Source organism: Flavobacterium sp. 103 (assembly GCF_003096795.1).
Taxonomy (GTDB): domain Bacteria; phylum Bacteroidota; class Bacteroidia; order Flavobacteriales; family Flavobacteriaceae; genus Flavobacterium.
In genome coordinates this window covers 1765508-1781323 of sequence record NZ_QENX01000001.1, presented here as the reverse complement: position 1 = coordinate 1781323, position 15816 = coordinate 1765508, and the positions used below count along the sequence as shown (strand labels likewise).

The 15816-nt window shown below is 35.9% G+C and carries 12 protein-coding genes; 10 read left to right on the top strand and 2 right to left on the bottom strand.

From position 1 onward, the window contains the following. Nucleotides 1-152: 152 nt before the first annotated feature. The 4 genes from C8C85_RS07175 to C8C85_RS07160 all read left to right on the top strand — a co-directional run bounded on the left by C8C85_RS07175 (nt 153) and on the right by C8C85_RS07160 (nt 6627). Complete coding sequence (locus C8C85_RS07175) at nt 153-2990, top strand: TonB-dependent receptor domain-containing protein (RefSeq protein ID WP_116796457.1); 2838 nt, start codon at nt 153-155, stop codon at nt 2988-2990. A 36-nt stretch (nt 2991-3026) separates the two neighbouring features. After that, entirely contained in the window at nt 3027-4496 is a 1470-nt protein-coding gene (locus tag C8C85_RS07170) for an SGNH/GDSL hydrolase family protein (protein WP_116796456.1), read from the top strand. A 259-nt stretch (nt 4497-4755) separates the two neighbouring features. Beyond that, on the top strand, nt 4756-6267 hold the full coding sequence (gene atpD, locus C8C85_RS07165; RefSeq protein WP_111408535.1) for a F0F1 ATP synthase subunit beta: 1512 nt from the start codon (nt 4756-4758) through the stop codon (nt 6265-6267). Nucleotides 6268-6345: 78 nt separating this feature from the next. Beyond that, complete coding sequence (locus C8C85_RS07160) at nt 6346-6627, top strand: FoF1 ATP synthase subunit delta/epsilon (RefSeq protein WP_116796455.1); 282 nt, start codon at nt 6346-6348, stop codon at nt 6625-6627. Nucleotides 6628-6781: 154 nt separating this feature from the next. Here C8C85_RS07160 and C8C85_RS07155 read toward each other — a convergent pair whose 3' ends face one another. Continuing rightward, the gene (locus C8C85_RS07155; RefSeq protein ID WP_111408537.1) at nt 6782-7363 is read right to left on the bottom strand and encodes a DUF4136 domain-containing protein; all 582 of its coding nucleotides are present in this window, start codon (nt 7361-7363) and stop codon (nt 6782-6784) included. A gap of 838 nt (nt 7364-8201) precedes the next feature. Between C8C85_RS07155 and C8C85_RS07150 the strand changes: the two genes are divergently transcribed. The 6 genes from C8C85_RS07150 to C8C85_RS07125 all read left to right on the top strand — a co-directional run bounded on the left by C8C85_RS07150 (nt 8202) and on the right by C8C85_RS07125 (nt 14720). Then, nucleotides 8202-9323, top strand: coding sequence for a hypothetical protein (locus C8C85_RS07150; RefSeq protein ID WP_111408538.1), 1122 nt, complete (start codon nt 8202-8204; stop codon nt 9321-9323). Nucleotides 9324-9380: 57 nt separating this feature from the next. Next, complete coding sequence (locus C8C85_RS07145; protein WP_116796454.1) at nt 9381-10145, top strand: porin family protein; 765 nt, start codon at nt 9381-9383, stop codon at nt 10143-10145. Nucleotides 10146-10171: 26 nt separating this feature from the next. Further along, a complete protein-coding gene (locus tag C8C85_RS07140; protein WP_116796453.1) occupies nt 10172-11308 on the top strand; it encodes an aminotransferase class I/II-fold pyridoxal phosphate-dependent enzyme in 1137 nt (378 codons plus the stop codon). A 122-nt stretch (nt 11309-11430) separates the two neighbouring features. After that, on the top strand, nt 11431-12051 hold the full coding sequence (gene bioD / locus C8C85_RS07135) for a dethiobiotin synthase (RefSeq protein ID WP_116798419.1): 621 nt from the start codon (nt 11431-11433) through the stop codon (nt 12049-12051). 53 nt (nt 12052-12104) lie between these two features. Continuing rightward, nucleotides 12105-13376, top strand: coding sequence for an adenosylmethionine--8-amino-7-oxononanoate transaminase (gene bioA / locus C8C85_RS07130; RefSeq protein WP_116798418.1), 1272 nt, complete (start codon nt 12105-12107; stop codon nt 13374-13376). A 189-nt stretch (nt 13377-13565) separates the two neighbouring features. Continuing rightward, a complete protein-coding gene (locus C8C85_RS07125) occupies nt 13566-14720 on the top strand; it encodes a beta-ketoacyl synthase N-terminal-like domain-containing protein (protein ID WP_116796452.1) in 1155 nt (384 codons plus the stop codon). A 163-nt stretch (nt 14721-14883) separates the two neighbouring features. Here C8C85_RS07125 and C8C85_RS07120 read toward each other — a convergent pair whose 3' ends face one another. After that, nucleotides 14884-15363 (bottom strand): regulatory protein RecX, encoded by a 480-nt coding sequence (locus C8C85_RS07120; RefSeq protein ID WP_116796451.1) that lies wholly within the window; start codon nt 15361-15363, stop codon nt 14884-14886. Nucleotides 15364-15816: the final 453 nt, after the last annotated feature.

Sequence of the window (15816 nt, the reverse complement as noted above, 5' to 3'; positions counted from 1 at the left end):
TATTTTATTATTAATTATGCAAAATGTAAAAATATTGAATTGTTATATAATGAACTGTTTTGTTAATAATAATAATAAATATTTTTATATTTCTTACTTATAATTAAAAAATATGTGTAATTTGGCGCCACTAACCAACAAAATTTTACCATATGAGATTGTATTTGCTTTTTTTAACATTATTCTTTTGTAGCATATCTTTTGCGCAAAATTCTATCAAAGGTGTTGTTACTGATGAAAATAATCAACCTATTCCAGGAGCTAGTATTAAAGTGTCTGGATCAAATGAAGGGACGACTTCGGATTATGATGGTTCCTTCGTGTTGGTTACCAAGCAGGCGCCTCCTTTTTCTATTGATATTACAGCGGTAGGACATGCTTCTTCCAGTGTAAATGTAGAGTCAGTATCTCAAAAAATTCAAGTAAAACTAAGTTCAGAAGAGACAAAATTAAATGAAATTGTAGTTTCTGCTTCTAGAGCACCGGAAAGAGTGCTTCAATCGCCTGTTACGATTGAAAGAATGGGAATTGCGCAAGTTAAAAGTACTACGGCTCCAACTTTCTATGATGGTTTAGAAAATTTAAAAGAAGTGCAATTCAATACCAGTAGTATCTCATTCAAAACAGTTAACACTAGAGGGTTTGCTGCTGTTGGGAATACTCGTTTTATGCAGTTGGTAGATGGAATGGATAATTCATCACCTGCGTTGAACTTTGTGCTGGGTAACTTAATTGGTCTTTCGGATATTGATGTGGCTAGTGTGGAGCTTTTACCTGGAGCTTCTTCTGCCTTGTATGGTGCTAATGCATTCAATGGAATTTTATTTATGAATAGTAAAAATCCTTTTACATATCAAGGGATTAGTTCTTATGTGAAATATGGTCAAACTTCTCAAGATGTTGCCGGTACTAATGATTATTTTGATATGGGAATTAGAGCGGCTACAGCTTTTAATAAATATTTTGCTGTAAAAGCTAACTTCAATTATATGAAAGCTACCGAATGGATTGCAGATGACAGAAGAAGTGTTACTGGTGGTTCAATTGGTCATGATGGGAACCAAAACTATGATGGTTTGAATATTTATGGAGATGAGGTAACTACTTTTATCAACAATGTTGGACAAGTAAGTAGAACTGGTTACCGTGAAAAAGATTTGAACGACAATAAAGTGAATAGTGTAAAAGCTGATTTTTCATTGCATATTAGACCTTGGGCAGATGATACCGAAATCATGCTTCAGTATAAATTAGGTTTAGGAAATACAATTTACCAAGGAGCGAATAGATATGCTTTGAACGATTTCTTTATGAGTCAAACGAAAATTGAAATAAAAGGGAAAAACTTTTTTGCAAGAGCTTATCAATCTTCGGAAGATGCTGGTAACTCTTATGATATGCGTTTTGCAGGTTGGAATGTGCAAAGAGCTGCAAAATCAGACACTAACTGGTTTACAGATTATGCTACATCTTTTCAATTGTCTTCTGCTGTTTTAGGGCTTAATGCCGATCAAGCGGCCAATTATGCAAGATCTTTTGCTGATACCAACGTTTCGCCAGGTTTGAACTTAGTGCCTAATACAGATCCAACTAATCCTTCTGCACCAAGAAATGCAAGATTTGAGCCAGGAACTCCTGAGTTTACAAGTGCACTTAATGCTGTTAAAAGTAATCCTGATTTTACGCAAGGAGCTAAATTTACAGATCGATCTAAAATATACCACTCCGATGTTAATTATAACTTTAAAGACTTAATTAAGTTTGCTGAAATTCAAGTGGGAGGTTCTGCTCGTCAATACGAAATGAATTCTAATGGATCTATTTTTACCGATTATGATGGGCCAATTCGTTACAACGAATATGGAGTTTATACTCAAGGGTCTAAACTGTTTATGGAAGATCGTTTGAAAGTGGTTGCTTCTGTGCGTTATGACAAAAGTCAAAATTTTGACGGAAATGTTTCTCCAAGAGTTTCATTTGTTTATTCTGCTGGAGCACAAAAAAATCACAACTTTAGAGCTTCTTACCAAACAGGTTTTAGGAATCCTACTACACAAGATCAATATATCGGACTTGATCTAGGGCCATTTGCTTTAATTGGTTCAGCACCGGAAAATTTAGTTCGTTATTCTGAAATTAGAAATGTGAGTGCCGCAGGACAAGCTGCAGGAGCAGCGGCTACAGTACCAATGAACGGTACCAATGCTTATAACAATTCTTATACATTAACTTCTGTTCAGGCTTTTGGTGCTGCTTTGTCTGCTAATCCTTCTGATGTTGCTGGAGCTGCTGCTTTATTGAAATCTGCAAATGTTCAGTTAGTTCGTCCAGAAGAAGTAAAAGCATATGAGTTAGGATATCGTGCCGTAATTAATAATGATTTATCGGTTGATTTGAATGGGTATTATAACCAATACAATCATTTCTTGAATACATCAAGAGTGGCTGGGGTTTATTATGGAGATGTTAATACAGCCATAAACTTATCAGACCCGTTAAGTCCTGTGTATGCTTTGGCAAGAAGTGACCGAAGAATTTATCAAGTATATTCTAATACTAGTGCTGATGTTGCTTCTTTAGGTTTTGGTGTTGGGTTGTCTAAAAAAGTGTATAAAAACTTTGAATTAGGAGCAAACTATAATTATTCTCAATTGGATTTCGATCAATCTCAAGATCCAGGATTTGTTACTGGATTTAATACTCCAAAACATAGGGTAAAAGCTTCGTTGGGAAATACAAGATTGTTTAAGAATTTTGGATTTAACACAAACGTAAGATGGAATTCTGAATATTTATGGCAATCTTCTTTTGCTGATGGAATGATTCCTTCTACCACTGTAGTTGATGCTCAAATCAATTATGCTGTTCCAACCTGTAAATTATTGTTCAAAGTTGGAGCTACTAATATTGGAGGTAAAGATTATATTCAAGTAATTGGAGCAGGATCTATCGGTCAACAATGGTTCGCTTCATTGACGATTAATCCTTAATTAAAAAGACAAGACAAAAACTTAAAAATATAGAGTATGATAAAAAATTTCAAATGGCTACTATTGGTTTCTCTAAGCTTTGTAGCATGTAATAATAATGATGATGAAGATGCAGTAGTTGAAATTCCAATTACACCTGGTTCAGCCACTTTTACTAGCTATGTGGCTTTGGGGGATTCTTTTGCAGCAGGATATAGTGATGGGGCTCTTTTTAAAGCGGGGCAATCTAATTCGTATGTGAATATATTGTCTCAACAGTTGGTGCCGGCAGGAGGTGGTGCTTTTACAACTCCGTTAATGGCTGATAATATTGGAGGGTTATTGTTGGGGGGTAATGTAATTGCTGGGCCACGTTTGTATTTTAACGGAAAAGGGCCAGTTCCAGTATCTGGAAAGCCAACTACGGAAGTTACGAATCACCTAGCGGGGACTTTTAATAATTTGGGTATTCCTGGAGCCAAAAGTTATCATTTGCTTGCTGCGGGATATGGAAATACTGCGGGTGTGGCCTCGGGTAAAGCAAATCCATATTATGCACGTTTTGCCACTTCGGGTACAACTACCGTATTAGCAGATGCTTTGGCTCAAAATCCAACTTTCTTTTCTTTATTTATTGGTGGAAATGATGTTTTAGCTTATGCTACATCCGGAGGTATTGGTGTAAATCAAACTGGGAATATAGATCCTTCTACTTATGGCTCAAATGATATTACTGATCCTAATGTTTTTGCGAATGTGTATAACGCTTTAGCGACTAATTTGACAGCAAAAGGAGCAAAAGGGGTAGTGGCTAATTTGCCATACGTGACAACTTTGCCTTATTTTACTACGGTTCCTTATAATCCAGTTCCATTAACTGCGGCTTCGGCGACACAATTGAATGCTGGTTATGCGCAATATAATGGTGGATTGCAAGCTATGGTTACTAATAAGTTGTTGACTGCAGAGGAAGCGACAAGAAGAACAATTAAATTTGTAGCAGGCAATAATGCGGTAGTTATAGTAGATAGTTATTTGACTAATTTGTCGGCTTATGGTCTTCCGTCTTATAGACAGGTGACTAAAGAAGATTTGGTTGTATTAACTGCTCGAACTTTCATTGGAACTGCTGTTGGAGGTGATCCAACAAAAGTGAATGGAGTTTCTGTTCCTTTAGCGGATCAATGGGTACTTTCAAAAGATGAAATTAAAGAAGTGCAAATTGCTACTGATGCTTACAATAAAACCATAAGTGCAATTGCGGAATCAAAAGGATTAGCATTTGTGGATGCTAAATCAGCTATGATGCAATTATCCACTACAGGGGTTCGCTTTGGGAATTATCACATGACTGCAGCATATGTTACAGGAGGTGCGTTTTCATTGGATGGTGTGCATCCTAGTCCAAGAGGATATGCTTATATTGCTAATCTTTTTGTGAATGCTATAAATGCTAAATACGGAGCGACTTTAAGAAACGTGGATTTGGCTCAATATCAAATTCAGTATCCTGCAACTATACAATAATTTTAATTTACAATAGTTATCGAAACCACCCGTTTATAACGTGGTGGTTTTTTTATTTTTTGGCTAAGAACGAGATGTTTTGATAGTTTGAAACTGCTTAATAATCAATTCGATAAAAATTTAGCTTTTTTTATAAAAAAAAATATTGATTTTATATTTTAAAAAATTATCTTTGCACTCTGAAAAAAGTATCCATTCGATGAGATTCGATGGGCTGTATTTCATAAACCTAAATAGCTATTTAATAAATACATAAGTAATGTCAAAAGTAATAGGAAAAGTTGCCCAAATCATTGGACCAGTAGTCGATGTAGTTTTCAACGGAAAAGATGTTGAACTTCCAAAAATTTATGATTCATTAGAAATCACAAAAAAAGACGGAACGTTATTAGTTCTAGAAGTACAATCTCACATCGGTGAAAACACTGTTCGTACCATTTCGATGGATTCAACAGATGGTTTGAGCAGAGGTTATGAAGTAGTTGGAACAGGAAATCCTATCCAAATGCCAATCGGTGCGGATGTTTACGGTCGTTTGTTTAACGTAATTGGTGACGCTATTGACGGTTTGCCAGCTTTACCTAAAACAGGTGAAAACGGAACTTCAATTCACAAACAAGCTCCGAAATTCGAAGATTTATCTACATCTTCTGAAGTTTTATTTACAGGTATTAAAGTAATCGATTTGATTGAGCCTTACTCAAAAGGAGGTAAAATTGGATTGTTTGGTGGTGCTGGAGTAGGTAAAACAGTATTGATTCAGGAGTTGATCAACAATATTGCAAAAGGTCACGGTGGACTTTCTGTATTCGCAGGAGTAGGAGAAAGAACACGTGAAGGGAATGACTTACTTCGTGAGATGTTGGAGTCAGGAATTATAAAATACGGTGAGGAATTCATGCACTCTATGGAAAATGGAGGATGGGATTTATCTAAAGTAGATTTACCTGGAATGAGAGAGTCTAAAGCTACTTTCGTTTTTGGACAAATGAATGAACCTCCAGGAGCTCGTGCTCGTGTGGCACTTTCTGGATTATCTATCGCTGAATATTTCCGTGATGGAGCAGGTTCTGATCAAGGAAAAGATGTATTGTTCTTCGTTGATAATATCTTCCGTTTTACACAAGCAGGTTCTGAGGTTTCGGCTCTTTTAGGTCGTATGCCTTCTGCGGTAGGTTACCAACCAACATTGGCAACTGAAATGGGTGCGATGCAAGAGCGTATTACATCTACAAACAAAGGTTCTATTACATCTGTACAAGCGGTTTACGTTCCTGCGGATGACTTAACTGACCCGGCGCCAGCAACAACGTTTGCTCACCTTGATGCTACTACTGTATTGTCTCGTAAAATTGCTGAGTTAGGTATTTATCCTGCGGTGGATCCATTGGATTCTACTTCAAGAATCTTGGCACCTCACATTATCGGTAACGAGCATTATGACTGTGCACAAAGAGTAAAAGAAATTCTTCAAAAATACAAACAATTGCAAGATATTATCGCGATTCTAGGTATGGAAGAGTTATCTGAAGATGATAAATTAGCGGTTTCAAGAGCTAGACGTGTACAACGTTTCTTGTCTCAACCTTTCCACGTTGCTGAGCAATTTACAGGATTAAAAGGTGTATTAGTTGATATCAAAGATACTATCAAAGGATTTAACATGATTATTGATGGTGAATTAGATCACTTGCCAGAATCAGCTTTCAACCTTAAAGGTACTATTGAAGAAGCTATCGAGGCTGGAGAAAAAATGTTGGCGGAAGCTTAAAATCAGTTTGTAGTTTACAGTTAAGCAGTATTCAGTTTTACTCATAACTCATAACTCATAACTTATAACTAAAAAAATATGTTATTAGAAATAGTATCACCAGAAGCGAAATTATTTTCAGGAGAAATCACTTCTATTTCTGTTCCAGGAGTAGATGGTCGTTTTCAAATGTTGAATAACCACGCGCCAATAGTTTCATTGTTGCAGAAAGGAACAATTAATATTACTGCTCCTGCCTTTGATTTAAACGAAGAAACTGCCAGTTTATTTACCAAAGTAAATGATCAAAATTATACTTTAGAAATTGCCTCAGGTACTCTTGAGTTAAAGGATAATAAAGTAATTGTTTTAGCAGATTAAGACAATTCAGCTCTTAAAATGAAAATGCCTGACGAAAGTCGGGCATTTTTTTGTTTAAAATATTTTTGAAAACAGTTGATTTAATTTATCATTTTGAATAAATCATTCAAGGGTTATATCCATATGGTATAATTTCAGAAATAAAGTATTAGATTTATTTTTTAGCTGCTCCGGGAGGGAAACCTGCCATAATGCTTTTTACGGAACTATTAATAAATTCTTCAGGATTGTCTGGTTTGTTGTCAATTTCGGCATTACCAATACCCTGCCAAACTAGTTTGTCGGTTTTTGTGGATATAATATCAATAACCAAAGAGCCGTCAACATAATTATAAGTGTTAAATGTTGTCGAGCCTCCTCCCATCACTGCACCTCCACCCCAATATCCGTAAGGGCGATACATACCACCATAACCATAGTAATTTGAATTGGCAGTAACCTGTGTTTTGTTTTTTAAAATCGCTACTGCATTTACTTTTAAATCAGGATTATCACTTGTTTCTTTAAAACCTTTGGCAGTCATTTCTGCGCGAATTGCTTTTGTAACTCGATCTACGTTTAATTGGTTTACCTGGCCTTTCTGTGCACTCAAATCAAAAGTTGCAAAAGTTTTGAATTCGCTAAAATTAACTGCGCGGTCATAATCCTGAGTAACGGTTACGGTTGGGCCACAGCTAAAAAATAATCCCAAAAACAGCATTGGAATTATACCTAATGTTCTTTTTTTAATGTTCATTTTATTAAATTTTATAATTGATTTAATTGTTAATAGTCTATAGATTGTTATTTTGGATGTCTGTTGCAATAGGTAGACGACTTTCTTTAATTGCGTCCTACATTTTAACATAATCCGGATCATTTTAATCTGCATCCAAAACTGAAAAATGCGATAATGTATCGGCGAATTCATCATTTTTCCATATAACCAAACAATCCAATTTTACTCCTTTTTGAGTAAGGCTCAATCAAATTGATTATCTTTTTTATCTAAGAATTTATCATACATAGATTCAGTTTAATTGAAATTTATTCTCTTTTTAAAATCCAAATAAACGTACTAATGTATTGATTATCAGTGTTAAATTTACTAAAATTTAAAACACCATAAAAGGGATTTTGATTTAAAAATACTTAGTTTTATGAATTAACTCTCAATTCGTATCAGTCGAATTGTTTTAATTTCTGACGAAGCTTAAATTATTTGCCTAAGATTACCTTTTTCCAGTCTTCTTTCATGTTAATTATACGCCGTCTGGTTTTTGAAGCTGGACGTAAAAAAGTGTGTCCTTTTCCTGATGGCTGTATTCTCTAACAGAATCATTCTGGTTTATTAAATTAGTTTGAATTGTGAAGTGCTGAAAAGGAAAATTATTTTTAAAACAGATGTTTGTCTCCTCTCTTTTTATAAAACATTTCAAAGGTGTAGGATTAGTTTGCTGTATATTTATCTGGCTTTTTTGCAACTTACAGTTTAGGAGTCAATTAAATGTATTGTCTGTAGAGGTTTGACCAATTATTTTTTTAACTTTACGTTATGAGTTTTTAAAGTGTCAGGTAATTTAAATTTTTAGAAAATGAAAAATAATAAATTTTTAGTATTTCTTTTTTTATTAATAAGTGCTATAGGTTTTTCTCAGGTATACACCAATAAAGTGGTGGGTAAAAAAAACGCAGCACTGCTTGACAGTCTTAAAGTAGTGGAGTATCCGTATGCTTTGCCTATATGGGGTGAAAAGGCAACACAAAAAGGTTATCAATTACCATATTCTGCTGGTCTTTCGGTTAATTACTTTTGGCAAGAATCAGATTTAACGATAAAGAATTTGGAAGTTGGGTTCAATAATGGGCCTATGTACAATCTGGATCAAATCATACGTTTTAATAGTGCTGTAGCATCTGGATATGCAGTCAATGTTAGGCCTGATGTTTGGTTGTTTCCTTTTTTGAATGTATACGGTATTTTTGGAAAAACTAGAATGTCTACTACGATAGATGCAGGTGTTTGGGTTCCAGATGCCGACAATAATTGGTCACAAGTAACTTCTTTTAAGTCCAAAGCTGATTTCGAAGGTACTACATTTGGATTAGGTATAACGCCAACAATTGGTGTCGGAGGGGGCTGGTTTGCCTTGGATATGAATGTGGCATGGACTGATATTAATTCACTTGATAAACCTGCTATGAGTTTTGTTTTTGGTCCGAGGTTGGGAAAAACATTTAAACTTAATAAACAAGATAGTAACATTGCTGTTTGGGCTGGTGGATTTAGGGTGCATCTAAAAAGCGGAACAAATGGTTCATTGGCTTTGTCAGATGTTTTGCCACTCGATGGAGCGCAAGCAAAAGTCGATCAAGGTTTGGCTACTGTAAATGATAAACAAGCCCAAGTGGACAATTGGTGGAGTGGGTTATCCAATGCTGAACAGGCGAAACCGTCCAACAAAGCAAAATACGAAACGGCGAATAGAGCATTAGAGACAGCCGGAAACCTTTTGAACGGTATTGACGGGGCGTTAAGCACGGCCGAAACTTCTACGGTACAATATTCTCTTGAAAAAGCGCCAAAAGATATGTGGAACTTTGTTTTAGGGTCCCAATATCAATTTAACAGGCATTTTATGCTACGTGCTGAATGTGGATTTTTAGCAAGTCGTACCCAGTTCATGACAAGCCTTCAATATCGATTTGGGTTGTAATTTAACGATTCACAAAAAAGTGAATTGGGAATCAGCAAAATTAATCAATAACAACACATGAAAAAAAGTATCTTCTTCATTGCATTATTTTTTAGTTTTCATACTGCTGAATCCCAAGTGATAATGTCCTTAATCTTTGGAGATAAATTGAATTCTCCTAATATTGAATTTGGTTTGGAAGGAGGTGCCAATTTTTCGGCTATTTCAAATCTGGATTCGGATTATAGGAGGGATTTCAATTTGGGTTTTTATTTCGATTTTAATCTAAAGAACCCTTCCTGGATGTTCAACACGGGAGTAATCGTAAAATCGACAATGGGTGCCAAAGACATAGCGGTTTATTCGTTGAATGACGAGAAATTAGATGCTGTATTTGCTGAAGGTTCTGTCAAACGAAATATAAACTATTTTAATGTTCCTTTGATGATTAAATATAAGTTTGATAATAACATTTATGTAAAGGCAGGTACGCAATTGGGGCTTTTGTCCACGGCTAATGATTTGTTCCGTCAAAATTATAATGGGGAGGATGTCGAGTATAAAAACAATATACGCGACAAGATTCATGTTGTCGATGCCGGTTTGGTAATTGGCGCTGGGTATCGAATAAAAACCAAGTACGGTATGAATGTTGGTTTGCAGTATTATTATGGATTGGTTCCGCTTCTAAAAGGGGATGACAGTCCAACCCAATACAATCGCTCCCTTTATATAACTGCGGGATTGCCTATAGGAAAAGGCAAAGCAGGAAAAAGGGCTGCTGAAAAGACAGCCGCCGAAAAGAAAGCATCGGAAGAAGGAACCTCTTTTCCTAAAAATTAAGTAGGTTTTTTTATAACTTTGCAGTTATGAATTTTCCAAAAAAACTGTCCGATAAACTAGAGTCACGAAGACAAAACAAATCATTACGTATTCTTCCGCAACCTAATGAATTAATTGATTTTGCTTCTAACGATTATATTGGTTTTTCAAAATCGGGAGCGATTTTCAATGCAACCCATCAATTTTTATTGGATCATAACATAAAAAGCAATGGCGCCACTGGATCGCGATTAATTTCCGGCAATCACACTTTATATACCGCAACCGAAAATTATATTGCTCAATTCCATCAATCGGAATCGGCTTTGTTGTTTAATTCTGGGTATGATGCTAATGTTGGTTTTTTTAGTTCCGTTCCCCAAAAAGGCGATTTGATTTTGTATGATGAACTCTGTCACGCTTCCATCAGGGACGGAATCCAATTGTCGAATGCGAAGTCCTATAAATTCAAGCACAATGATTTTGAAGATTTGGAGCTGTTGATTCAACGTAATCCTAACACCTTAATTTACATCGTAACAGAAACTGTTTTTTCGATGGACGGTGACTGCCCAAATATGGAAGAATTGATCGCTGTTTCTGGGAAATACAACTGCTATTTAGTGGTTGATGAAGCACATGCTTTGGGTGTTTTTGGAGAAAAAGGGGAAGGATTAATTCAGCATTTGCATTTGCGGGACAAAATATTTGCCCGAATTATGACTTTTGGCAAAGGCTTGGGCTGTCATGGAGCAGTGGTTTTGGGCTCGGAGAAATTAAAATCATATCTCGTTAATTTTGCCCGAAGTTTTATTTACACTACAGGGCTTTCTCCCCATTCGGTAGCCACTATTTTAATGGGATATCACCATTTGGAAAAAGATAAAAATGCTCTTGAATCACTTCGTGATAATATTGTTTTTTTTAATCAAGTAAAAAAAATGCTGTATTTGAGTCCGCTTTTTATTCGGAGTAAATCGGCGATTCAAAGTGTTATTATTCCAGGAAACGAAAAGGTAAAAAGTATTGCTGTTGCTTTGCAACAAAATGGTTTTGATGTTAAAGCGATACTGTCGCCAACTGTTCCCGAAGGACAGGAGAGACTGCGTTTTTGTTTGCACAGCTTTAATAGCAAAGAAGAAATAACCAAAGTATTGACGTTGTTGAGTAGCTTTGTATATTAAAGATGAATGTCTGAAATTATTACACAAAGGTTCACAAAGAGAAAGCGCAAAGAGAAAGCGCAAAGACACACAAAGAAATTATTAAACAAAAATCTTTGTGAATGTTAGCTAAACTAAAAAAAATGAAACTATTTATTACAGGAATTTCTACCGATGTAGGCAAAACGATTGCCTCTGCCATTATTGTCGAAGCTTTAGAAGCGGATTATTGGAAACCCATTCAAGCGGGTGATGTTGACCATTCCGACAGTCATAAAGTCAAATCTTTCATATCTAATAAAAAAACAATAATCCATTCGAATAGCTATTTGCTAAATACTCCAGCAAGTCCGCACCTTGCAGCTGCAATTGACGGAATCACTATTGATTTGAAGCAAATAAAAGAGCCAATAATTCAAAACCATTTGGTTGTAGAAGGAGCAGGAGGAGTTTTCGTGCCTTTGAATGAAACAGATTGCGTTATCGATTTAATCCAACGCGATTATAAAGTGATTGTGGTTTCAAGGCATTATCTGGGAAGTATCAATCATACCTTGCTTACGGTCGAATCCTTGCTTAATCGTAAAATAGCGATTGGAGGAATTATTTTTTCAGGTGATGAAAATCCGTCAACCGAATCTATAATTCTGAAAAAGACTGGAATTAAATGTATTGGTAGAATAGAGCAAGAGCCTTATTTTGATCAAAATGTAATCAAAGAATACGCTGATCGATTTAGAGAGAATTTGTTAAAACTTCAATAGCAATGTCAATAGCAAAAATCAATTTCAATCTGGAATCTAATATCAAGAATCTAATGACTTTAATCGAACGAGACAGCCAACATCTTTGGCATCCTTATACACAACATAAAACGGCTGCACTTCCAATTGCTATCACCAAAGGCGAAGGCGCTTTACTTTGGGATGAAAACAATAAACAATATATAGACGCCATCGCTTCGTGGTGGGTGAATCCATATGGGCATTCCAATAAGTTCATTGCCGATGCGATTTATAAACAGTTGACAACATTGGAACATGTTTTGTTTGGTGGATTTACGCATGAGCCTGCAATTATTTTGGCCGAAAAACTATTGGCTATTTTGCCAAATAATCAAAAGAAAGTGTTTTTCTCGGATAATGGATCTACATCTGTTGAAGTGGCAATCAAAGTGGCTTTGCAGTATTTTTATAATAAAGGCGAAAAGAGAAAAACGATTATAGCTTTCGAAAATGCCTTTCATGGTGATACTTTTGCCGCTATGGCCGCTAGTGGAATTTCGTTTTATACGCAGGCATTTCAAGGAATGTTTATTGATGTGGTTCGGATTCCCGTGCCTGTGAAAGGGCAGGAGCAATTCAGTTTTGATGCCTTGCATGAAGTAATCAAGAATAATGATTGTGCAGGATTTATATTTGAACCCTTGGTGCAGGGAGCTGCGGGTATGGTGATGTATGAACCCGAAGCATTGGACAAATTGCTTCAAATTTGCCAAGAAAATAATGTCCTTACGATTGCCGATGAGGTAATGACGGGTTTCGGGAAAACAGGAAAAACTTTTGCCTGTGATTATTTGACCCAAAAACCCGATATGATGTGTTTGTCTAAAGCCTTGACGGGTGGAACGATCCCGATGGCAATCACGACTTTTACTTCAGCTCTTTTTGATGCGTTTTATGACGAAGATATCAACAAGGCATTATTTCACGGACATACTTTTACCGCAAATCCGACGGGTTGCGCTGCAGCTCTGGCAAGTCTTTCTTTGTTGGAAACCGTAGAAATGCAACAAAATTTGATCCGAATCAATAAAAGCCATTTGGATTTCAAAAAGCGGGTTGAAAACCATCCCATGGTTACGGCAAGTAGAGTGCTGGGCGTTATTTTTGCATTGGAAATAAAAACAGAAACTTCGGCAAGCTATTACGGAACGCTACGCAATAGGCTCTATGATTTTTTTATTGAAAATGGGGTGATTCTTCGTCCTGTTGGGAACATCGTTTATATTTTGCCACCTTATGTGATTACAGATTCACAATTGCAAAAAGTGTATGAAGTGGTCGAAAGTGCTTTGGAAATAGTTTAGAAATTAATCACTAAGACTACTAAGAAGGCACAAGGCTCATAAAGTTTTTATTTGAAATAAATTTAATGCAATACCCTAATAGATTTACAATAGTGTCCTTAGTGACTTCTTAGTGGATTTCGTGTTTAAATAGTTCTCATTTTTAAGAAAAACTTTGCGACCTTTGCGGTTAAATCAGAATAGAATATTTTGTCACAAATTATCTCCATAACAGCAATAGCTTCCATTTCGTCATTAGGAAATTCATCGGAAACGATTTGGAAAAATTATCTATCGCACAATCCTTGTTTCTCGACACAATTTTTGGATCATCAAAACACGGCCGTTGCTGCACTAGATGAAGATTCCAAGACAGAAGTCGAAGTGTTACGGCAATCGGATATAAAATACAAATCCTTAGATAAATCGGTATTGTTTGCGATGGTGGCTTCCCGCAAAGCCATGGAAAAAGCAGGCTGGACAAAAGGAGCTGAATTTGGAATTAACATTGGATCTTCTCGCGGTGCAACCGACTTATTTGAAAAGCATTTTCAAGAATATTTAGAAACAGGAAAAGCTCAAACTTTGGCTTCGCCAACGACCACTTTGGGAAATATTTCCTCCTGGGTGGCACACGATTTACAAAGTGAAGGCCCTGAGATTTCGCATTCCATTACATGTTCTACAGCTTTGCATGCCGTACTCAACGGTGTGGCTTGGTTAAGGGCGGGTATGTCCGATAAATTTTTGGTTGGTGGAAGCGAAGCTCCTTTGACGGATTTTACAATTGGTCAAATGCGAGCCTTGAAAATTTACTCCAAGAGCGAAGAACAATATCCCAATAGAGCTTTCGATTTGGACAAAAAGCAAAATACCATGATTTTGGGTGAAGGTGCTGGAGTGTGCTGTCTTGAAATCGGAAAAAAAGAAAATGCCATCGCATTTATTGAAGGTATTGGTTATGCGACCGAGATTTTGGAACATAATATTTCGATTTCGGCGGAAGCAACTTGTTTTCAGAAATCGATGAAAATGGCACTGGAAAATATTGATATTTCTGAAGTGGACGCTATTGTCATGCATGCTCCCGGAACGATAAAAGGAGATTTGACTGAGTACAAAGCAATTGAGAAAGTCTTTGGCGAAAGCCTGCCTTTGTTAACTACTAATAAATGGAAAATCGGGCATACTTTTGGTGCTTCTGGTATTTTGAGTATGGAAATGGCCATTTTGATGATGCAACACAATCAGTTCATCGGAGTGCCTTTTGCGGAAGCGCAAAAACAAACAAAATCCATAAAGAAAGTTTTGGTTAATGCTGTTGGTTTTGGAGGGAATGCTGTTAGTGTGCTTTTGAGTTTATAAAAGTTTGGCTATATCGCCAAGATTCGCGAAGGTTTCGCAAAGAGGCACAAAGGTTTTAACGTTTGAAACATAACAAAAAAACGTACAAGGAGTATTGTTCTATTCAAATTAATTTAGCGATTCTTCGTTTTCTTTGGGAATCTTTGTGGAATAAATAATTCGTTTAATCTGTGTTTCCGTTCTCCAGTTCTTTCACCTTGTCATAAATCAAATTGCTTTCAAATCCTCGACGAAGCATATAATCGCAAAATTTCTTTCTTTTTTTGAGAGCATTGGTTTCTGTAATGGATTTCCAATTTCTTTCGGCGAGTTCCTCAAACGTGGCAATATATTCTTCGGGTTCAATTTCTTTTAGGGCAAGATTGATCAAGGTTTGATTAATTTTTCTAATTTTCAGTTCGTTCGTAATTCGAATTTTTCCCCAATGCTTGATGCGATGTTTTCCTCGGGCAAAACTACAAGCAAACCGAGCCTCGTTGAGAAAATTGTGCTCAATAAGATGCACGATGACTTCATCTATTTCGTTTGGATCTAGTTTCATACTCCATAATTTCGATACCACTTCTTCGTGACAGCGCTCTTGATAGGCACAAAAATGTTCAATTTTTAATTTGGCTTCTTTGAGGGAATAGACTTCTTTCATCGTAAAATATCAATTTTGCATTGGTTTTGCTAAAGCAAAAGTAGAACATTCCTTTTGGATGGAGAACTTGTTTTTTAATGTGTTTCAGATTCAATATCCAAAATTAAATACGATTAATGTAGTTGACAAAGAACTGTATTCTGTCACACAGATTGAGAGTCATAACTTCTAAATCAATAAATTTTTATTATCGATGAAAATTTATTGTAGTTGCATTAACCCTATTTCGGATTCTACTCCTTTGTTTCGAATATTGTTGGAACTCATTCATGTCATTGATGTGTCTTATTATAATATTTAGAAAGTTAAATACTATAATATTAAAAAAATAATGTATTTAATCGATAAAATATGCTTTTATTCGATTTATTCGGTTTCGTTCACTAGATTTGGTACGGTTAAGAATCTTATATTTTAAATACTTAAAATCAGTCAATTAACTTTTGTTGGTGA